The 19940-nt window shown below is 62.9% G+C and carries 15 protein-coding genes; 6 read left to right on the top strand and 9 right to left on the bottom strand.

The window, feature by feature from the left end; translation table 11 throughout:
• Window positions 1–123: 123 nt before the first annotated feature.
• The gene (locus tag J3P97_RS09365; protein WP_434603581.1) at window positions 124–627 is read left to right on the top strand and encodes a peptidylprolyl isomerase; all 504 of its coding nucleotides are present in this window, start codon (window positions 124–126) and stop codon (window positions 625–627) included.
• A complete protein-coding gene (locus J3P97_RS09360) occupies window positions 624–1391 on the top strand; it encodes a UDP-2,3-diacylglucosamine diphosphatase (protein ID WP_434603579.1) in 768 nt (255 codons plus the stop codon). Before J3P97_RS09365 ends, J3P97_RS09360 begins: the two co-directional genes overlap by 4 nt.
• A 114-nt stretch (window positions 1392–1505) precedes the next feature.
• Here the strand turns inward: J3P97_RS09360 and J3P97_RS09355 are convergent, their stop codons facing one another.
• The 7 genes from J3P97_RS09355 to J3P97_RS09325 all read right to left on the bottom strand — a co-directional run bounded on the left by J3P97_RS09355 (window position 1506) and on the right by J3P97_RS09325 (window position 12770).
• Window positions 1506–3035, bottom strand: coding sequence for a DHA2 family efflux MFS transporter permease subunit (locus J3P97_RS09355; protein WP_434673982.1), 1530 nt, complete (start codon window positions 3033–3035; stop codon window positions 1506–1508).
• 236 nt (window positions 3036–3271) lie between these two features.
• The gene (locus J3P97_RS09350) at window positions 3272–4468 is read right to left on the bottom strand and encodes an efflux RND transporter periplasmic adaptor subunit (RefSeq protein WP_434673981.1); all 1197 of its coding nucleotides are present in this window, start codon (window positions 4466–4468) and stop codon (window positions 3272–3274) included.
• A 15-nt stretch (window positions 4469–4483) separates the two neighbouring features.
• Window positions 4484–5953, bottom strand: a complete 1470-nt coding sequence (locus tag J3P97_RS09345) for an efflux transporter outer membrane subunit (protein ID WP_434673980.1) — start codon at window positions 5951–5953, stop codon at window positions 4484–4486.
• Complete coding sequence (locus J3P97_RS09340; RefSeq protein ID WP_305495695.1) at window positions 5950–6423, bottom strand: MarR family winged helix-turn-helix transcriptional regulator; 474 nt, start codon at window positions 6421–6423, stop codon at window positions 5950–5952. The genes J3P97_RS09345 and J3P97_RS09340 overlap by 4 nt, the downstream gene beginning before the upstream one ends.
• 238 nt (window positions 6424–6661) lie before the next feature.
• Entirely contained in the window at window positions 6662–10336 is a 3675-nt protein-coding gene (locus J3P97_RS09335; RefSeq protein WP_434673979.1) for a translocation/assembly module TamB domain-containing protein, read from the bottom strand.
• The gene (locus J3P97_RS09330; RefSeq protein WP_434673978.1) at window positions 10333–12060 is read right to left on the bottom strand and encodes an autotransporter assembly complex protein TamA; all 1728 of its coding nucleotides are present in this window, start codon (window positions 12058–12060) and stop codon (window positions 10333–10335) included. Before J3P97_RS09330 ends, J3P97_RS09335 begins: the two co-directional genes overlap by 4 nt.
• Window positions 12061–12125: 65 nt before the next feature.
• On the bottom strand, window positions 12126–12770 hold the full coding sequence (locus J3P97_RS09325) for a GNAT family N-acetyltransferase (protein WP_434569098.1): 645 nt from the start codon (window positions 12768–12770) through the stop codon (window positions 12126–12128).
• Between the two features lie 177 nt (window positions 12771–12947).
• Between J3P97_RS09325 and xthA the strand changes: the two genes are divergently transcribed.
• The 3 genes from xthA to J3P97_RS09310 all read left to right on the top strand — a co-directional run bounded on the left by xthA (window position 12948) and on the right by J3P97_RS09310 (window position 16046).
• Window positions 12948–13760: an exodeoxyribonuclease III gene (xthA, locus tag J3P97_RS09320; RefSeq protein WP_434603567.1), complete on the top strand. Its 813-nt coding sequence runs from the start codon at window positions 12948–12950 to the stop codon at window positions 13758–13760.
• A gap of 205 nt (window positions 13761–13965) precedes the next feature.
• Complete coding sequence (locus J3P97_RS09315; protein ID WP_434673977.1) at window positions 13966–15300, top strand: substrate-binding domain-containing protein; 1335 nt, start codon at window positions 13966–13968, stop codon at window positions 15298–15300.
• Window positions 15301–15767: 467 nt separating this feature from the next.
• Window positions 15768–16046, top strand: a complete 279-nt coding sequence (locus tag J3P97_RS09310) for a DUF6124 family protein (RefSeq protein WP_434624820.1) — start codon at window positions 15768–15770, stop codon at window positions 16044–16046.
• Between the two features lie 217 nt (window positions 16047–16263).
• Here J3P97_RS09310 and J3P97_RS09305 read toward each other — a convergent pair whose 3' ends face one another.
• Together J3P97_RS09305 and J3P97_RS09300 are read right to left on the bottom strand one after the other, a co-directional pair.
• Window positions 16264–17502, bottom strand: a complete 1239-nt coding sequence (locus tag J3P97_RS09305) for a M20/M25/M40 family metallo-hydrolase (RefSeq protein ID WP_434673976.1) — start codon at window positions 17500–17502, stop codon at window positions 16264–16266.
• 75 nt (window positions 17503–17577) lie between these two features.
• Window positions 17578–18657: a diguanylate cyclase gene (locus tag J3P97_RS09300; RefSeq protein ID WP_434673975.1), complete on the bottom strand. Its 1080-nt coding sequence runs from the start codon at window positions 18655–18657 to the stop codon at window positions 17578–17580.
• A 203-nt stretch (window positions 18658–18860) separates the two neighbouring features.
• On the opposite strand from J3P97_RS09300, the gene J3P97_RS09295 reads away from it, so the two are divergent.
• The gene (locus tag J3P97_RS09295; protein WP_434569103.1) at window positions 18861–19790 is read left to right on the top strand and encodes an alpha/beta fold hydrolase; all 930 of its coding nucleotides are present in this window, start codon (window positions 18861–18863) and stop codon (window positions 19788–19790) included.
• Window positions 19791–19940 lie beyond the last annotated feature (150 nt).

Raw genomic sequence — 19940 nt, 5'->3', positions numbered from 1 at the left:
TGAAAAACAGCCTCGAAATTCGCGCATGGCGCGCTAAACTGCCCAGCCTGGCCGATTACAGCCAGACCGGTTGCGGGCGTCCGCGCCCCCGAAACCCACGAATTCCTTGAAAGAGTAGTGATCATGACCCAAGTCAAACTGACCACCAACCATGGCGAGATCGTCCTGGAGCTGAACGCCGAGAAGGCACCGATTACCGTTGCCAACTTCGTTGAATACGTCAAGGCCGGCCACTACGAAAACACCGTTTTCCACCGTGTCATCGGCAACTTCATGATCCAGGGCGGCGGTTTCGAACCGGGCATGAAAGAAAAGAAAGACAAGCGCCCGAGCATCCAGAACGAAGCCGACAACGGCCTTTCCAACGACAAATACACTGTTGCCATGGCCCGCACCATGGAGCCGCATTCGGCCTCCGCGCAGTTCTTCATCAACGTCGCCGACAACAGCTTCCTGAACCACAGCGGCAAGAACGTCCAAGGCTGGGGCTACGCCGTATTCGGCAAGGTCACCGCTGGTACCGACGTGGTCGACAAGATCAAAGGCGTCTCCACCACTTCCAAGGCTGGCCACCAGGACGTCCCGGCAGAAGATGTGATCATCGAGAAAGCCGAGATCATTGAGTGATATTGCTGATTTCAGATCTGCATCTGGAAGAGGAGCGCCCGGACATCACCCGGGCGTTTCTGGATTTACTCGCCACACGCGCCCGCTCGGCGCAAGCGTTATACATTCTGGGCGACTTCTTCGAAGCCTGGATCGGCGACGATGCCATGACGCCGTTCCAGCGTTCCATCTGCCAGGCCCTGCGCGAATTGAGCGACAGCGGCACGGCGATTTTCCTGATGCACGGCAACCGCGACTTCATGCTCGGGCAGGCCTTCTGCAAAGCGGCCGGCTGTACCCTGCTCAAGGACCCGACCGTCGTGCAATTCAACGCCGAGCCAGTGCTGCTGATGCACGGCGACAGCCTGTGCACGCGGGACGTCGGCTACATGAAACTGCGGCGCTGGCTGCGCAACCCGGTCACGCTGTTCGTCCTGCGCCACCTGCCCTTGGGCAGCCGTCAGAAACTGGCGCGCAAGCTGCGCAGTGAAAGCCGCACGCAGGTGAGGATGAAAGCCAACGACATCGTTGATGTCACGCCAGAAGAGGTCCCGCGCGTCATGCAGCACTATGGCGTAAAAACCTTGGTCCACGGCCACACCCACCGCCCTGCCATCCACAAGCTGCAACTGGGCGAACACGCCGCCCGGCGCATCGTGCTGGGAGATTGGGACAAGCAGGGCTGGGCGTTGCAGGTGGATGAGCAGGGATTTTCGCTGGCGCCTTTCGAGTTTGCCCCGCCGCCACAACTGCCGGCACCGGACACAATTCCCGATCCAATATAAATCCCCTGTGGGAGCGAGCCTGCTCGCGAAAGCGCTGTGTCAGTCAAAACATCACTGACTGATAATCCGCATTCGCGAGCAGGCTCGCTCCCACAGGTTGGACTGCGCCCGCCATCAATGACCGCTGCTGGCAGGCCCCGCCTTCGCCGCAAACGGCGGTTTCGCCAGCCACACCAGCAGGATCAACCCCATGAACGCCCAGCCCAGCAGCGTGAAATAATCCACGGTGGAGAGCATGTACGCCTGGCTGGTGAGGATCTGGTCGAGCTGGGCGTACACCGGCGTGCTCGCCCCGCCGAGCTGGTTGATCGTCTCGCGCGTGGCCGGTTCGAAAGTGCTGATGCTTTCGCTCAGGTAGGCATGGTGCTGGTCGGCGCGGCGGATCCAGATCCAGGTGGTTAGCGACGCGGCAAAGCTGCCGCCCAGGGTCCGCAGGAACGTCGCCAGCCCCGCGCCGTCGGCGATCTGCTGGGGCGGCAGGTCCGACATCAGGATGCTCAGGGTCGGCATGAAGAACAGCGCCACGCCGATGCCCATGAACAGCTGCACCAGAGCGATGTGCTGGAAATCCACCTCGTTGGTAAACCCGGCGCGCATGAAGCAACTCAGGCCGATCGCCAGGAACGCAAGCCCGGCCAGCAGGCGTAGGTCGAACTTGTGGGCGTATTTGCCAACGAAAGGTGACATCAACACCGGCAGGATCCCGATGGGCGCAACCGCCAGGCCGGCCCAGGTGGCGGTATAACCCATCTGGGTCTGCAACCACTGCGGCAGGATCAGGTTGATGCCGAAGAATCCGGCATAACCGCCCACCAGTACAATCGTCCCGATGCGAAAGTTGCGATAGGCAAACAGCCGCAGGTTGACCACTGGATGGCGGTCGGTCATTTCCCAGATCACGAACACCGCCAGCGCAACGACCGAAATCAGCGCGCCGACGATGATGAAGTTCGACTCGAACCAATCCAGGTCGTTGCCCTTGTCGAGGATCACCTGCAACGCCCCGACACCGATGATCAGGGTGATCAACCCGACGTAATCCATCGGCTGGCGACTGGTGACCACCGGCCGCGCCTTGAGCTGCTGACGCACCACCAGCACTGCGAAAATCCCGATCGGCACGTTGATGAAGAAAATCCACGGCCAGCTGTAACTGTCGGTGATCCAGCCGCCCAGGATAGGCCCGGCGATCGGCGCCACCACGGTGACCATCGCCAGCAAGGCCAAGGCCATGCCGCGCCTGGCTGGCGGGTACACGGCAATCAGCAAGGTCTGGGTCATCGGATACAGAGGCCCGGCCACCAGGCCCTGAACCACACGAAAACCGATCAGCTCGGGCATCGACGTGGAAATCCCGCAGAGGAACGAGGCCAGGACGAACAGCATCGTTGCCCACAAAAACAGTTTCACCTCGCCAAACCGGCGGCTCAGCCAACCGGTCAGCGGCAGCGCGATCGCATTGCTCACCGCAAACGAGGTAATGACCCAGGTGCCCTGCTCCGAACTGACGCCCAGGTTGCCGGAAATGGTCGGCAAGGCGACGTTGGCGATGGTCGTGTCGAGCACCTGCATGAACGTCGCCAGCGACAACCCGATGGTGCTGAGCAACAGGCTGGGCGGCGTGAAGGACGCGTTATTGCTCATTGCGAGAATCCTATGAAGCAAAGGTGACAAAATTGGAGCAAGACCGCCAGGACCTGAATGCTGTCACTTGAGTCTGCGCCAGACACGTGGCGAGGGAGCTTGCTCCCGCTGGGTCGCGAAGCGGCCCCAAAACCTGCTGAACGGGAAGCACCAGACACACCGCACCCGCCGGTTTACGACTGCTTCGCAGCCGAGCGGGAGCAAGCTCCCTCGCCACAGGGTTCGACGGGGCTGCTTCAACGCTGCGCGGTCTTGCTCGCCGCCGCGCTGTTCTCATGAATCAGCCGAGTGATCATCGCGTCGGCATCGGCCAGCTGGCGGGCGTAGACCTGAGTGCTGAACGAGGCTTTTTGCGGTGGCTGCTGGGCCAGTACCGGGCCGCTCTGGTCGTGGAGATTGACGTTGACCTGGGTCGACAGGCCGACCCGCAGCGGATGCCTGGCCAGCTCCTCGGCATTGATATGAATGCGCACCGGCACCCGCTGGACGATCTTGATCCAGTTACCGGTGGCGTTCTGCGCTGGCAGCAAGGCAAACGCGCTGCCGGTACCGGCGCCCAGGCTGTCCACCGTGCCGCTGTACTTCACGTCGCTGCCATAAAGGTCGGTCTCGATGTCCACCGGCTGGCCGATGCGCATGTCACGTAGCTGGGTTTCCTTGAAGTTGGCGTCGATCCACAACTGGTCCAGCGGGATCACCGCCATCAGCGCCGTGCCCGGCTGCACGCGTTGCCCGAGCTGAACGGTGCGCTTGGCGACGTAACCGGTCACCGGCGCAATCAAGGTGCTGCGGGCATTGCTCAGGTAAGCCTGGCGCAGTTGCGCGGCCGCCGCCTGCACGTCGGGATGGCTCGACAGCACGGTGTCATCCACCAGCGCGCTGGTCGTCATGAGTTGTTGCCGGGCGTTGGCCAGGGCGTTCTGCGCCGAGGTCAGATCGTCCCGGGCGTGGGACAGTTCTTCCTGGGAAATCGCCCCGCCGGCCGCCAGGTTCTTGCGTCGGTTGTAGTTTTCCCGAGCCTTCTGCACTTCCGCTTCCTGCGCATGCACCTGCGCTTTCATGCCGTCGACATTGCTGTACAAACCACGCACCTGGCGCACGGTATGGGCCAGGTTGGCCTGGGCACTTTGCAAGGCAACTTCGGCGTCGTTCGGGTCGAACTGCACCAGCACCTGGCCTTCGCGCACCAGGTCACCGTCATCGGCACCAATGCTCACCACGGTGCCGGTGACTTGCGGGGTGATTTCCACCACGTTGCCGTTCACGTAGGCATCGTCGGTGCTTTCGCTCCAGCGTCCATAAAGTTCATGCCAGGCCCAGACACCGACGCCGGCGAGAATGACGATCAGGGCCAGGGCCAGCAGCAACACCTTGCGCTTGCGCGGGTTGCCGCTGTCCTGTTGGGTTTCCTGGGTAGTTTCGGCAGTTGCCATGACAAGTACCTCGAATCAGTGAGTCGGCGCGGTGGCGGCCGGAGTGGCCGAAGCGATGGTTTGGGTATCGAAACCACCGCCCAGGGCCTGCATCAGTTGGATCGACAGATCGATCTGCTCGGCATTGAGGGTCGCCAGTTGGCGTTGGGCCTGGAGCAGTTGTTGCTCGATGCTCAACACGTCCAGGTAATTGCCGATGCCGGAACCGTAGCGCTGGACCACGGTGTCGTAGGAGTTCCGGGCGATATCCACCGCGTGTTGCTGGGCGCCGAGCTGCCGACCGATGTCGCGCAACTGGTTGATGGTGTCGCTGACATCGCCAAGGGCCGCGACCAGGCTCTTGTTGTATTGCGCCACCGCCAGGTCGTAATCGGCGTCCCGGGCATCCAGGTCCGCCCGCAGGCGGCCGCCATCGAAGATCGGCAACGACACGGTCGGCGCCACGTTGAAGAAACGACTGGGCGCGCCGAACATCGCGTCACCCAGCAGCGATTGCACCCCCGCCGCCGCGCTCAGGTTGAGGTTGGGGTAGAAGTTGGTCTTGCCGGCCTCGATGTTCTTGCTCGCCGCCTCGACCCGCCACCGCGCCGCGACCAGGTCGGGACGGCGACCGAGCAACTCGGCCGGCAGATTCGACGGCAGGGCAACCACGCTGGCCTGCAGCACGTTGGGCCGGGCGATGTCGTTGCCCCGGTCGGGACCTTTGCCCAGCAGCACCGCCAAGGCGATCTTTGCGCTTTGCAGGCGTTTTTCCGCGTCGATCAGCGTCGCATCGGCGCTGGCTTCGAGGCTTTCGGTCTGCTGGAACTGGTACTCGCTGTCGATCCCGGCACCGAGACGGCGTTTGCCCAGGTCGAGCATCTGCCGCGTGCGCTTGAGGTCTTCATTGGCCAGGTCATAAATGATGTGGGCCTGGCCCAGGTCGCTGTAGGCCCGGGCCACGTCGGCGGCGAGGGTCAGTTGCGCGGCCTGGCGATCGATCTCGGCGGCGCGGGCCTGGCCCAGGGCCGCTTCCCAGGCGGCACGTTGGCCGCCCCAGAGGTCGAAGTTGTAATTGAAATCCACGCTCAGCGAACGCAGGGTGCTATAGGCGCCGCCCTGCCCTTGCGGGTCCTGGTCACGGGCCAGGCGCGAACGGCTGACACTGCCGCTGGCGTCGAGGGTCGGCAGGCGCGCGGCATTCGCGGCATAGGCAGCGGCGCTGGCCTGGTGCACCCGGGCGCTGGCGATCTGCATGTCCGGGCTGTCGCGCAGCGCTTCACGGATCAAGCCGTCGAGCTGCGGGTCGCCAAGGCTTTTCCACCAGTCGCTTTTCGGCCACGCGGCGGGCGACAGTTTGACCCCGGTCAGCGATTGCCCAGCCTGCAGGCTCTTGGCCTCCAGGCTGACGCCCTCGGTCTTCAGGCCGCTGTAGCTGGCACAACCGGCGAGGCTCATGGCCAACAGCACAAGGCTCAGGCGGGTACGCAAGGTTTGATGTTTCATTTGGCCCCCAATCGCAGGACGGTGATGGGGTCACCGGCGGCGAGCAGTATTTTCTTGAGGATGTCTTCGAGGGTTTGCAGCTCCTCGCGGCTGATGGCGCCGGCCAGTTGATTCATGGCGTCGGCACCGATGAATGGCAGGCGATCGGCGAGGGCCTGGCCGGCGTCGGTCAGCACCAGACGAACCTGGCGCCGATCCTGTGCCGAGCGCTGGCGAACCAGAAAGCCCTTCTGCTCCAGGCGGTCGAGCATGCGGGTCATCGAGCCGCTGTCCAGCGACAGGTACCGGCACAGCTCGACCGGCGTATCGATGCCGTGCTGGGCCATGATGATCAACACCTTGAACTGCGCGGCGGTGATGCCGACAGGCTCCATGTGGGTGTCGATGATCCGGTCCTTGAGCGCCGCGGCACGGCCAAGGAGCATGCCGAGATGGCAATTGTGGAATTCGTCCGGGGTGAAATGCTTCATCTGGATACCGTTGTCTGAATACCGTTTGCTGCCTAGGCAGCGAATGTATGTCGAAATGTTACTGCTTAGGCAGCAAATGTCAAACAAATAGTTAGTTAGCTATGCATAAAAAACGGAAATGAGAAAACCATGTGGGAGCGAGCTTGCTCGCGATAGCGGTCTGTCAGCCTGCGAACAGGTTGAATGTGATACCGCTATCGCGAGCGAGCTCGCTCCCACAAGGGACTTGGGGGAAAGGTCAGAAATCGCGCTTGTAGAAGATATCCAGCGAGCTGGCGACGCCGCTGGCGGCTTCGAGGTAGACCTTCTTGCTCAGCTTGTAGCGCAGGGCAATGGTATTGGCCGGTTCGAACACTCCGACGCCGTAGCGCAGGCTGAGTTTTTCCGACAGGTTGCCGCTGGCGACCACGCTGGTTTCGTTGCCGCTGCCCTGGGTGTCGAGTTGGAAATCCTCGATTCCCAGGTTGTTGGCCAGGCTGGTGGTCACGCCGGAACTGCCCATCAAGCCCAGGCCCAGTGCAGCCTGGGCGAGCATGTTGTTGTCTTCGCCGGTGGTACTCAGCGGCCGGCCCAGCACCAGGTAGGACAATGCCTGCTCCTGGCTCATGGCCGGCTCCGAGAAGATTTGCGTGGTGGGTTGCTCGGCGCTGCCGCTCAAGCGGATGCCGGCAATCACATCGTCGGTCTGGCGGATCGCCTCGATGTCCAGGTACGGCTGATCGATAGGCCCGGCGAACAACAAGCGCGCCCGGCGCACCGTCAACCGCTGCCCATAGGCCCGATAGCGGCCGTCGTTGAGCCAGAGTTCGCCGCGCGTATCCATGTTATCGCCAATATGCACCTGCCCCTGGACGTTGGCGGTGAGCCCGAACCCCGAAAAGGCAAGCTTCTCCTGGCCGACGAGCACGTCGATGTCCATTGCCATGGCCATCGGTGCCTTGCCCTCTTCGGTCTGGTGGCCGACGATCACCGTGTCGTCCGAAACCTTGACGGTTGACGGCGGCAGTTCGCGAATGGTGATCTCGCCCTTCGGCACCAGGACCTTGCCGGCAATTGCCAGCCGCTCGCCCTGCAGCGTGATCTTCAAGTCCGGCGCCACGTCCAGCACCGCATAGGGTTCGACGGTCACCGGCAGTTGCGAGCCCTTGAGTGCCAGGTCCATGGTCAGCGCCTCGCCCCAGCCGATGTTCCCGGTCAGGCGGCCCTGCCCGCTCTTGCCACTCTTCCAATCGCCATCCAGACGCACCGTTTCGCCGGCGATCATCGCCCGCAGTTGCAAGGCTTCGAGGCTGACCGGCAGTTCCGGGCCGGACACTTCGCCGTCGCTGAGCACCAGGTTGCCGTTGACCTGGGGCGCGAGCAGCCCGCCGGACAGCGTGCCACTGCCGTTCAAGTGCCCCGTGAGGGTTTCCACCATCGGCACGAACGGACGGGCGACGGACAGGTCCAGGCCGTTCAGGCGGAACGAACCGCTCAGCGGCTTGCTCGCTGGCAACGGATTGATCCGCGCCTGGACCCTCAGTTCGCCGAGCCTGGCGCCGACGAAATTCAGATCGGTATCGATGCGCGTGGGTGTCAGGCGGCTGTCGAGCGTCAGGGTCTGGTAGGGGAAGTCCAGCCACTGTTCTTTATCCCGAATCCGCAACGTGCCGCCGCTGGCATCCACCAGCACCCGGCCATTCGGGCCGCTGGCCGGCAGGTCCAGTTGCAGGTCGGCGTTGAGCCGGCCTTGCCAGGCAAAATCCTTGGGCATCCACTGGGCCAGGCTTTCGATGGGGAATTGCTTGAGGTGATAGCGCAGCTTCGGCTCCGGCATCAGCCGCTGGTCTTCGCCGCACAGGCTGGCCTGGCCGGAGCGCCAGCAGTGGGCACCGAAGTTCAGCGTACCGTTGGCCAGCCGTTCCAGCTTCGCTGGCGCTTGCAGGCGCCAGTCCTGACCGCCGACCCGCAGGTCGCCACTGGCCAGGCGTCCACGCCAGCTGCCCTGATCCAGCGTGCCATCAAGGGCCAGGCTGGTTTTCAACTGGGGCCCTTGCAGGTCGACCTTCAGTTGCTGTTGCTTGATATCGCCCTGCCCGCTCAGCGTCAGGACGCCAAGGGAAGTTTCGCCGCTGCGGATACCGCTGGCCTTGAGATCGACTTTGCCCCGTTGCGCGCCGTCGAGCGTCGCGTCCAGGTTCAGGCTTTGCAGAAGATTGTCCTGAAACGCCAGTTGCGTCCCTTGCAAGTCGAGCTTGCCCTGGGGGGCCTTGAGCGTGCCGGCCACGTCGACACGCCCGCTGACCTGACCACGCAACTGCGGCCAGAGCTGGGCCAGGCGCGCGAGCTTGATGTCGATCTGGCCGGTCAGCTGCTGTTGCAGGCTGCCCGTACCGTTGATGCGATTATCGCCGAGGCGGATATCCAGAGCGCCGAGGTTCCATTGTTCGCCAGCGCCGCTGGCCTTGGCCTGGAACAGTGCCGGCTGGCCGCGCAGCTTGCCCTTGAGGTCCACGTCCGCGTCGAGTTCCATGCGCTGGTTTTTCATCGAGCCTTTACTGCGCAACGGCCCGGCCAGCGTGCCGGGCAGTTCGGCGAGCCAGTACGCCGGATTGACCGACGACAGTTGCAGCGCGGTGTCCCAGGCGATGCCGTCGGCAAATTGCAGGTCCAGGTGCCCTTCGGCCTTGCCCTGTCCGGCGGCAAGCTTGAGTTCAGGCAAGTGGATTTGCGTCAGGTTGCCGCTGAACGGGCTGCCCAGGCTGAACGCCCCGGCGGGACCGTCCAGCGCCGCCTGGAAATTGCCCAGGTACTGGCCGTCGGTGTACGAGACTTCGCCGTTAAAACTGCGCAGCGTGACTTGCGGCTCGTCGATCAGCGGATAAAGGCGATGCCAGGGGAAATCCAGCCAGGCGACTTTTGCTTCGGCGTTCAGCCCTTCACGCCAATCCAACCGCCCGGTAAGCTTGAGGGTCTGCTGGTTGCCGGCGTCGAGATCCAGCCCGGCGACTTGCGCGCCATTGGCGTCCACCTTGCCTTGCAGCAGCAACGCCACCGGCCCCTTTTCGGCGGGCAGAGTCGCCTTGCCGAGCAGTTGATAGCCGTTCTTCAGGTCGCCTTCGCCGGTCAGTTCCAGTTGGTTGAGCAGCAGCGTGTCCGGCAGATCGGCGCTGGCCTTGAAGCCGTCGGCGGTGATGCGCACCTTGGCCGGCAGGTTATCCGCCAGCGGTTGCAGTTCGCCCGTCAGGCGGCCTTGCAGATAACCACTGCTGTCGGCTGTGAGATTAAGGGTCTTGAGCAGGTCGCCAGCGACTTTCAGCTCCAGTGCCCAAGGCGTCGCGCCCGGCGCCGGCAGGGTCAGCTGGCCCGTCGCGTTCAGCGGCCAGTCGCCGTGCGGTTTCAGCAGGCCGGACAATTTCAGGCTCAGTTCGTCGCGCTGCAACTGCACCGAGTCGATCTGCAAACCCTCGGCGCTCCAGTGCGCCACCAGTTGCAGCCCCTTGAGCTGCTCGCTGCCGTTGAACGACAGGCTGCCCACCTGGACATCGCCCAGTTCAATGGCAAATGGCAAGTCCAGGTCCGGCAGGCTGATCGGGCCGCTGCTCGGTTCATCGGCGGTGGCTGGCAACTGCACGGCGATGGTCTCGGCCTTGAGCTGTTCGATGCACAGGGTCATGCGCAGCAGGCACGACGGCGACCAGGCGAAGTTCGGCCGCTCCAGCGCCACCCGGCGGGTATCTTGCTGCCACAGCACCCGATCGGCGCTCCACTGCCCGCCCAGCCGCCCCTGGAAATTCTCCACGCTCAGGCCTGGCACCAGGCCGAGAGCCCAACGGCTGCCAAAGGCGGTGCCCAACACCATGCTCAAGGCCAGGACAACCGTCAGCAGCAACCCGGCGAGCGCCAGGAGCGTTATTTTCAAACCGCGATTCACAACTCGGGCCCCATGGAAAAGTGCAGTCGAATGCCGCCGTCGTCGTCCATCGCATGGGCCAGGTCGAGACGGATCGGGCCGACCGGCGAGACCCAGCGCACGCCGACGCCGACCCCGGTCTTGAGGCTTGGCAGTTCAAGGCTGTTGAAGGAGTTGCCCTGGTCGACGAAGGTCGCCACGCGCCATTTCTCCGCGACCGAATATTGATACTCGACGCTGGCGGCCACCATGTAGCGGCCGCCGATGCGATCGCCCTCGGAGTTCTCCGGCGACAGGCTCTGGTAGTCGTAGCCACGCACGCTCTGGTCGCCACCGGCGAAAAAGCGCAGGGACGGCGGGATCGACTTGTAGCCGTTGGTGGCGCTGCCGCCCACCTGGGCCCGGGCCAACAGGCGATGCTTGTCGAACACCGTGGTCAGGCCCTTGACCATGGCCGTGCCATACAAGAGGTTGTTGTCCGAACCCAACCCTTCCTTGGCGACCTTGGTGTCGAATTGCAGGCGATAGCCGTTGTGCGGGTCGATGCGGTTGTCGCTGCGCAAGTACGAGTAGCTGACGCCGGGCATGAGCAAGGTGCTCAGGCCCGAATCGTCGCCGAGGCGGTATTCCTCGCGCTGCCACTTGAGCGACACCACCCGCTGCCAGCCGCTGGGCAGCTTGCTGTGCCACTCGGGGCCCACGGTCAGCAGTTTACTGAGGGTGTCGGTGCCGGACAGTTCTTCATATTGATAGCCGCCGGCGTAGCGCATCTTGTCAGTCAGTGGCGGGTCGAGCGGCACGTCGTACCAGAGGCCGACGTTTTGCCGGGGCGCCGATATTTCTGCTTCCCAGCCATAGCTGTGGCCTTGGGGATTGACCCAGTGACGCGTCCAGTTGGCCTTGGCGCGCGGGCCGACGTCCGTGGAAAACCCCAGGCCCAGGCCCATGGTGCGCGGCTTGCGGGTGTCGAGCCTGACCGCCACCGGGATCACATTGTCGGTGGCCGCGGTGGGCGCCGCATCAACGCGCACGCCTTCGAAATAACCGCTCGACTGCAAGGCCTGGTTGAGTTCGGCAATCAATTCGGAATCGTAGGGCGCGCCCGCCTTGAACGGCACCATGCGCTGCAGCAGGTCCTCGTCGAACGGCGTATCGCCCTCGAAACTGACCGGGCCCAGGGCGTAACGCGGGCCGCTGTCGTAGATCAGCTCGACATCGGCAACGCCAGCCTTGGGATCCACGCGCAACGTCTGGCTGACAAACTTTCCGCTGAAAAAACCATAACGCGAGGCCTGGTTCTGGATCGTCCGCTTGGCGTCTTCATAGCGTCCGTGATTGAGCACCGCACCCGGTTTGAGACCGGCGTTGTCCGGCACCCGGAAACTCTTCAGCGAGGCCGCCGGGCCGTCGATGCGGATCGTGACATTGCGCAGGTGCACCGGCTCGCCGGGGTCGATGGTCAGGATCAGGCGCGGGTCCTTGCCAGCCTTGACCTCGCTGTCGATCTGCGGCTGGTAATAGCCCAGCGCCTGGGCCGCCTTGCGCGCCTGCTCCTCGGCGCCGCGACTGAAACGCAGCAGTGCCTCTTCGTCACGCTCACCGAGGCCACCGATATAGCCCTCTACATTGGCCTTGAGCTCGTCATTGGACGGTTTGACCCGTACATCCAATACACTTTGTGCCAGCGCGGCGCAGCTGAGGGACAGCAAGAGCGCGCCACTGGTCATTCGTCCTGGGAAATTCATGGCGCGGATGCTATCACGAGCTTGGGAGCCTGATAGAGCCGGACGCTTCGCAAAAGTTCGTCCGATTATGCCGTCGCGCTGTGTAAAACCTGCGGGTTGGCGTGAAAGAACACATGCTCGCGGACCGGTCCTACCGCGATTTCGCCGATTTCCTCATAGCCCTGGCGTTTATAAAATTCCAGGTAGCGCGGGTTGCCGGTATCGAGCACGACGCCTTGGGAATGCTCGTCCACCGCACACCAGTTATGGACTGCCTCAAGCAACTGCTCGCCGTAATGCTGGCCCTGGAACTGCGGATGAACCCCCAGCAGTGGCAGCACATGGACCGCGTCCGATGGCAGGCAGGCCAGCACCGCGGCGTGATATTCCAGATAACGCCGGGTGCAGCGAAACCCCGTGCTCAAGACCATGCGCAGGCGCCAGGCCCAGCTTTCGGTAATGCCCAGGCGCCGCTGCGGCGGGGCAATCAGGGCGATGCCGATCAGGCGGTCGTTGACCAACAGGCCGATCGCTGGCAGGTCCTGGAAGAAATGCTGCTTGACCAGTTCACGCACCGTCGCCCGCACCCGCTGTTCGTAACCGGGACGCTCGGATTCGAACAGGTAGCTGAAGGTCGGCTCATGGCGGTAGGCCTGGTACAGCAATGAACGCGCTTCGCGGGAATAGCCGCTGTCGAGCATGTGGATATCAGCGGTAATGGCGTCAGGCATGGTGGTGGATCTCCTGGGCGAGGCTCGGTGAGGCCCTGCTCTTATTGACTACGAACCCGTCAGGGCTGCGATCGTTCCTACATGCCAGAGGACATTAGCAGTGCATTTGTCCTACCGCCACGCTGGCTCCCTTCCGACATGTCAGCTAGCATCGCAGTTTTGCCAGGACAGCCGACCATGAAGATCGTCTCCTTCAACATCAACGGGCTCCGCGCCCGTCCCCATCAGTTGGCGGCACTGATCGACAAGCACCAGCCTGACGTCATCGGGTTGCAGGAAACCAAGGTTCACGACGAACAATTCCCTCTGGCCGAGGTGCAAGCCTTGGGTTATCACGTGCATTACCACGGGCAGAAAGGCCATTACGGCGTCGCCCTGCTCTCGCGCCAGGCGCCGCTGACCCTGCACAAAGGTTTCGAGACTGACGACGAAGACGCCCAGCGGCGTTTCATCTGGGGCACCTTCGCCGATGCCAATGGCGTGCCGGTGACCATCATGAACGGTTATTTCCCTCAAGGTGAAAGTCGCGACCATCCGACCAAATTCCCGGCCAAGCAGCGCTTCTACAGCGATTTGCAGCAACTGCTGGAAACCCGCTTCAGCAACGACCAGCCGGTGGTGGTGATGGGCGATGTGAACATTTCCCCGGAAGACTGCGACATCGGCATCGGCCCGGACAACATGAAGCGCTGGCTCAAGACCGGCAAATGCAGCTTCCTGCCGGAAGAACGCGAATGGATGGCGCGCCTGAAGAATTGGGGTCTGGTGGACAGCTTCCGTCACCTGAACCCGGACGTCAGTGACCGCTTCAGCTGGTTCGACTACCGCAGCCGCGGTTTCGAGGACGAGCCCAAGCGCGGCCTGCGCATCGATTTGATCCTCGCGTCCCAAGGCCTGCTGCCACGGGTCAAGGACGCCGGCGTGGATTATGAATTGCGCGGCATGGAAAAACCCTCGGACCACGCGCCGATCTGGCTGGAACTGAGCTGAATACCAGCCTTCCATTCCATCACCTTGTGGGAGCGAGCTTGCTCGCGATAGCGGTTTCACTGTCACATCACCATCGACTGTGCCGCCGCCATCGCGAGCAAGCTCGCTCCCACCCGATCCACTGAACCCGTCGCAACCCTGTCATCTTTCAGCAACCTGACTGACTTAATCTTCCGGCACCTCCCTGGTTCAAAAAGGTGCCGGCATGCGGCTGTGCGTTGTGTTTTTCATGAGCTTCGGGCTGCCGCTCATGGCATGGGCCGGCGCCTTGCCCGTTTCCGAACACGGCCCGGCCCTGCGCATCCAGGGCTCCAACACCATCGGCGCGGCACTGGGGCCGGCCCTGGTCAAGGGTCTGATGCAAGGCCAGGGGCTGCTCAGGGTCAGCAGCGAAATAACCGGCCGGGACAATGAGCAACGGATCGTTGGCTGGACCGCCGAAGGCAAGCGCGTCCAGATCGACATCGCGGCCCACGGTTCCAGCACCGGATTCGCCGCCCTCAAGCAAGCCAGCGCTGACCTGGCAGCCTCTTCCCGACCGATCAAGGACGGTGAACTGAAGGACCTGTCGGCCCTCGGCGATTTGAAAAGTCCGATGGCCGAGCAGGTCATCGCCATCGACGGCCTGGCGATTATTCTGCATCCGCAAAACCCGTTGCGTCAGCTCGACACCGCGCAACTGGCGCGCATTTTCAGCGGTGAGGCAAAGACCTGGGAAGCGGTGGGCAGCGTCGGCGGGGCCATCCATTTATACGCGCGGGACGAACAGTCCGGCACCTACGATACCTTCAAGGAACTGGTACTCAACCGACAAGGAAAAAAGCTCGATCCTGCGGCCCAGCGCTTCGAATCCAGTGAGCAATTGTCCGATGCGGTCAGCCAGGATCCGCAAGGCATCGGCTTCATCGGCTTGCCCTACGTACGTCAGGCAAAACCCCTGGCGCTCGTTGACGGCGCCTCGCAGCCCATGCTGCCGCTGAACAACCTGATCGCCACCGAGGATTATCCCCTGTCCCGACGCTTGTTCTTCTACTTGCCGCCAGCGCAAACCAACCCGTGGGCCGAAGCCCTGGTCGACTTCAGCCAAAGTGAACAAGGCCAGGCCATCGTCGCGGCCAACGGATTCATCGCCCAGACCATCCAGGCCATGTCCGTCACGCCCAACGCGCTGATGCCGGAGGGTTACCAGGCCTTGAGCCGCCATGCCCAGCGCCTGACCGTGAATTTCCGCTTCGAGGAAGGCAGCGCCAGCCTGGACAACAAGGCCCACCAAGACCTCGGCCGGGTACTCGACTATATAAGGCAACACGGAAAACTCGACCGGCGCGTGACCCTGGTGGGTTTTGGCGACCTCAAGGACGACCCGGCGCGAGCCGACCTGCTGTCGAAATTGCGCGCCATGGCGGTGCGGCGGGAACTGGTCAAATACGGCGTGACATTGCGCGAGGTCCGCGGGTTCGGCGCGCTGATGCCGGTGGCGGCCAACAATGAAGACGAAGGCCGGGTACGCAATCGGCGAGTGGAGGTTTGGGTTTACTGAACCCCTTGTGGCGAGGGAGCTTGCTCCCGCTGGACTGCGCAGCAGGCCCAGGTTTTTGCTTCAACACAAAATCCTTGGGGCCGCTTCGCGGCCCAGCGGGAGCAAGCTCCCTCGCCACGAAAAGCCCAGGGGTTTATTGGGTTGGCCTGCGTGTAGGACCGAACTCCCGCGTCTTGCGCCTTTGCCTACAACTACGCCAGAATCGGCCGGCTTGTGCGCCTTGGGGTTGGGCTTTACTGTGGCCTGGTCGTTGAAAAATCAGCGATCGGGTTTGGTAGCCCGGGCTTTCGGTGCATAGCGTCACCTCTTGTGAGTGCAATCATGTGCCTCGCTTTATGGTGGCCCTGCGCAGGGTCTCTTCGGAGACGCCGGCTTCCGATGCCCGGTCTACCAACCTTCGTATGGCCACCACCCTTCGTTTGGTAGCGAGAGGGTTACGGCTCCTTCAGACGCATCGGAGATTCATCATGTTCAAACCAACACCCAACCCACCGGACACCGATCCAGCCACCGCCGATCCAAGAGAAACCGATCCCGGTCAACTCTTCACCGTCATCAACGGCATCGACACCGAATCCCTGCTCGCCAACCTCAGCGAAACCCTCGCCTCGGCCAACGCCATGGTCGGTTACCTGGCCTTCGACCTGGAAGATTCACGACGCCACATTGCCTTGGGCATCCAGCAACTGATCGAACTCGGCGCACTCCTGGCAAACCGCGCGCTGGACAACGTCGACCCACGCTAGCCGCTTCAACACATCCCCTGTGGGAGCGAGCTTGCTCGCGATAGCGGTAGGTCAGTCAACATCTGCTGGACAGACAGATCGCTATCGCGAGCAAGCTCGCTCCCACAGGGTTTCTAGGTGTTGATCCCCCCTTGTGTCAAAACAAAAGACCAGGCCTGCTGCGCAGTCCAGCGGGAGCAAGCTCCCTCGCCACGAAAAGCCTTTCTTCCGCGGGATACTACCGTGCCGCCAACTCCATGATCATTCGCGTCAGCAGATAAATCCTCGGCACCACGCTTTCGACCTCGGCATATTCCTCGGGCGTATGGATATTGCCGCCGACGATGCCAAAGCCGTCCAGCGTGGGTGTACCAACGCCGGCGGACAGGCTGGCGTCCGCCGCGCCGCCGCTGCCTTCCTCGGTCAGTTTGCGGCCCAGCTCGCCATAGATGCCCTGGGCCATGGCCATCAGCCGGTCCGACTCGGCGGTCTGTGGCATGGGCGGCAAGCCGCGCTGCAGGCTGGTGGTGACTTCGGTGTCGGCGATCAGCTTGTCCTTAGAGACCCGGGCCAGGTCTTTTTCGATGCGGTCGAATTCTTCCGGCACCGCTGCGCGCACATCGGCCTTGGCGCTGGCCTGGTCGGGAATCACGTTGGTCCGGTCACCGGCCTTGAGCACGGTGAAGTTGATGGTCGTCTTCTTTTCCGCGTCGCCCAGCTTGCCCAGTTGCAGTATCTGATGCGCCGCTTCCATTGCCGCGTTACGCCCCAGTTCCGGTGCGACGCCGGCGTGGGCCGCCTTGCCCTTGACCTCCACCAGCGCAGTTGCGCTGCCCTTGCGCCACACCACCAGGCCGTCGGCCGGGCGCCCTGGTTCAAGGTTGAGGGTCACGTCATGGGCCTTGGCGGTTTTCTTGATCAGGTCGGTGGCGACGTCCGAACCGGTCTCTTCGCTGGCATCGAGCAGGAACGTGATCTGCGCGTAATTCTTGAAATCCAGGTGCTTCAGCACCTTCAGCGCGTAGATGCCCGCGACGATGCCGCCCTTGTCATCCATCACCCCCGGCCCGTAGGCGCGGCCATCCTTGATATGGAAGGGACGTTCGGCCGCCGAGCCTTCCTTGAACACCGTGTCCATATGGGCCATCAGCAGGATTTTCGCCTTGCCGGTGCCCTTGAAGGTCGCCAGGACATGGTGGGTGCCGTCAGAATTGGGCACTTTTTCGATGCTGGCGCCGAGCTTCTGCAACTCGTCGATGGCGATGTCGCCGACCTGGGTCAGCCCCGGCACATAGCCGGAACCGGAGTCGATGTTCACCAGGCGTTCAAGCAGTTTCAGCGCCTCGCCCTTGGACTGCTCGGCATCGGCCAGCACCTGTTGATGAGGTTGCGCCAGGGCCGCCGGAGCGAAGGCGCCGAGTGCCAGGCTCAGGCCGAGGCTGACAGCGAGACGGGAGCGACGAACGATAACGGTCATGAGTTCATCCTTGTTTCATTGGAAAGCATCATCGGGAAGGTCAACCAGCACCCTACCCGACAATGCGCCAAGGCTCTAGACCGCGGACGCCTCCAGCATCGGCCGATGTCGCTGACAGACAACCCGGTTGCGTCCGCTGGTCTTGGCTTCATAGAGCACCTGGTCGGCGTCGTCGAGCCAGGCGGTCGCATCGGCATAATCCGCCGTGAAGGCCGCCAGGCCGATACTCAGGCTCACTTTCAGCGCCGGGTCACGTCCGTAGTCCTGCGCGGTGAAGCGTTCGCGTAGCCCCTCCATCGCCTGCACCGCGCTGAGCAGCGTCAGGTCCGGCAGGATCACCCCGAACTCGTCGCCGCCATAGCGCCCGACGATGTCCGTGGCCCGCAGGTTCTGCCCCAGCAGCTTGCCGAGCTGACGCAGCACGACATCACCGGCACCATGGCCGTAGGTGTCATTGATGGCTTTGAAATGGTCGATATCGATCAGCGCGATCACGCCATGCCCTGCCCCGTCCGGTGACTGGCGTCGGCAGTGCTGGAATGCCTCGTTGAGCCGGTCCTTCCAGGCGCCATGGTTGAGCAGGCCGGTCAGGCTGTCGGTACGGCTCAGGGCCAGCAATTCGCGTTTCTGTCGGCCCAGGGTGTGCGCCTGGCGAAAGCAGATCCAGCCCAGCGCCAGCGGGTACAGGCACAGCAACGGCAAGCAGGCGTATAGCTGCGCCGGGCTGGTCATGGGCACGCTGGCAAAGGGGAACATGAATATCCCGACGGTGATACCGGCTACCTGGGCCACAGCCCCGACCAACAGGAAACGCAGGCCGCCGATGGCCACGTTGTTCATTGCCATCATCGCCAGCGTCACGGCGGTGGGCAGCGGGTTGAATTGCATCGCGGCGACCCAGAAGCCACCGAGGAAGGCGTCGATCACCAGGTTGCGGTGCTCGGCATGGTACGGCACCGTCGAACGACGGGCCCATTGGTAGGACACGTGCGGCCAGAGCAACCCGTTGAACAGCATGAAGCCCCAGACCCAGGGCGCCGGGTCGAGGGGATAGAGCGCGGCGCTCACCACCAGCAACCCCAGCGCCAGGCCGAGGATTCGGGATGTGTAGAGCCTCCTGGCCAGCGACAATCCCTTTTTTCCCGCTTTATGCATAGAGGCCTCTGCACCACCGGTCTCCCGGGGCCGGGATAGGTTTTGGGCAGTCTATCAGGGCGAGGTCAAATAGCCACTATCGATGCAGGGGTATTTATTCCGACCGATCAGCGTGGTTCCCCGCGGATTTTGGCTATACATGAAAAAGGGAAATTCGTTGGTACAGGGTCTCGATCGCCTTGTCCTGATATGGAGGCAACAACATGCTGGTGTTGTGGGTGGTCCTTGCGGTGTTCATCGCCTGGAGCTGGTTGACGTATCCGGGCATCGGCCATGTGCTGTATGACCTGGGCATGGCGCTGGAGGCGCGTCTCTACCGGCTGCACAAAATTACCGTGCCCATCAGCGAAATGACGGTGTCGACCTGGCAAGGCGGGCCCTATGAAGCGTCCGGCAGCGTGCTGATGCTGCATGGCTACAGCGCCGACAAGAACCTCTGGTTGCGCTTCGCCCGGTATTTCGTCGGCGATTACCGGGTGGTGATTCCCGACCTGGCCGGCCATGGCGAAACCGGCTTCAAGGCCGGCGGCGGTTATGACATCCCGACCCAGGCGCGGCGAGTGATCGAATTGCTCGATGCCTGTGGCCTGGACAAGGTCCATGTGATCGGCAACTCCATGGGTGGTTACCTCGCAGCCTGGCTGGCGGCAACGTCGCCTGAGCGGGTATTGACCCTGGCGCTGATCGATCCGGCCGGTGTCACCGCCCCCGAACCCAGCGACATGGAACGCCACCTGGCCGCCGGTCACAACCCGTTCCTGGTTGATTCTCGAGCCGATTTCGCGCCGTTCTACGCCATGACCATGGCCTCGCCGCCCTGGCTGCCCAGCGTAGTGCTGGCAGCGCTGGCCGAGCGTTATGAACAGCGCCGGGAGGAATTGGCGGAGATCTTCGTCGATTTACGCGCCAGCCCACCAATGGAACCGCGCCTGGCCGACATCCGCGCCCCTTCGTTGCTACTCTGGGGGCGCAAGGACCGGTTGATCGACGTCAGCAGCGTACCGGTATGGAGCAAGGGCATCACCGACCTCAGGGTGGAAATCTGGGACGGGGTCGGGCATATGCCGATGGTTGAAAAACCGGGCAAGACTGCGGCGTTGTACCGGGATTTTCTGAAGGGGTTGGGGCAGTGAAAACAATAACAAGTACTCAAGTGAATCTACTCTGTGGGAGCGAGCTTGCTCGCGATAGCGCAGGCACATCCAGCATTGATGCAAGCTGACCCGCCGCCATCGCGAGCAAGCTCGCTCCCACAGGGGGTCCGCGCCGACTCAGAGGTATCT

Origin of the sequence: Pseudomonas sp. R1-15 (genome assembly GCF_051132085.1) — a bacterium.
GTDB lineage: Bacteria > Pseudomonadota > Gammaproteobacteria > Pseudomonadales > Pseudomonadaceae > Aquipseudomonas.
Note: the sequence above shows the minus strand (reverse complement) of the source record. Positions and strands in the feature narration are given on the sequence as shown.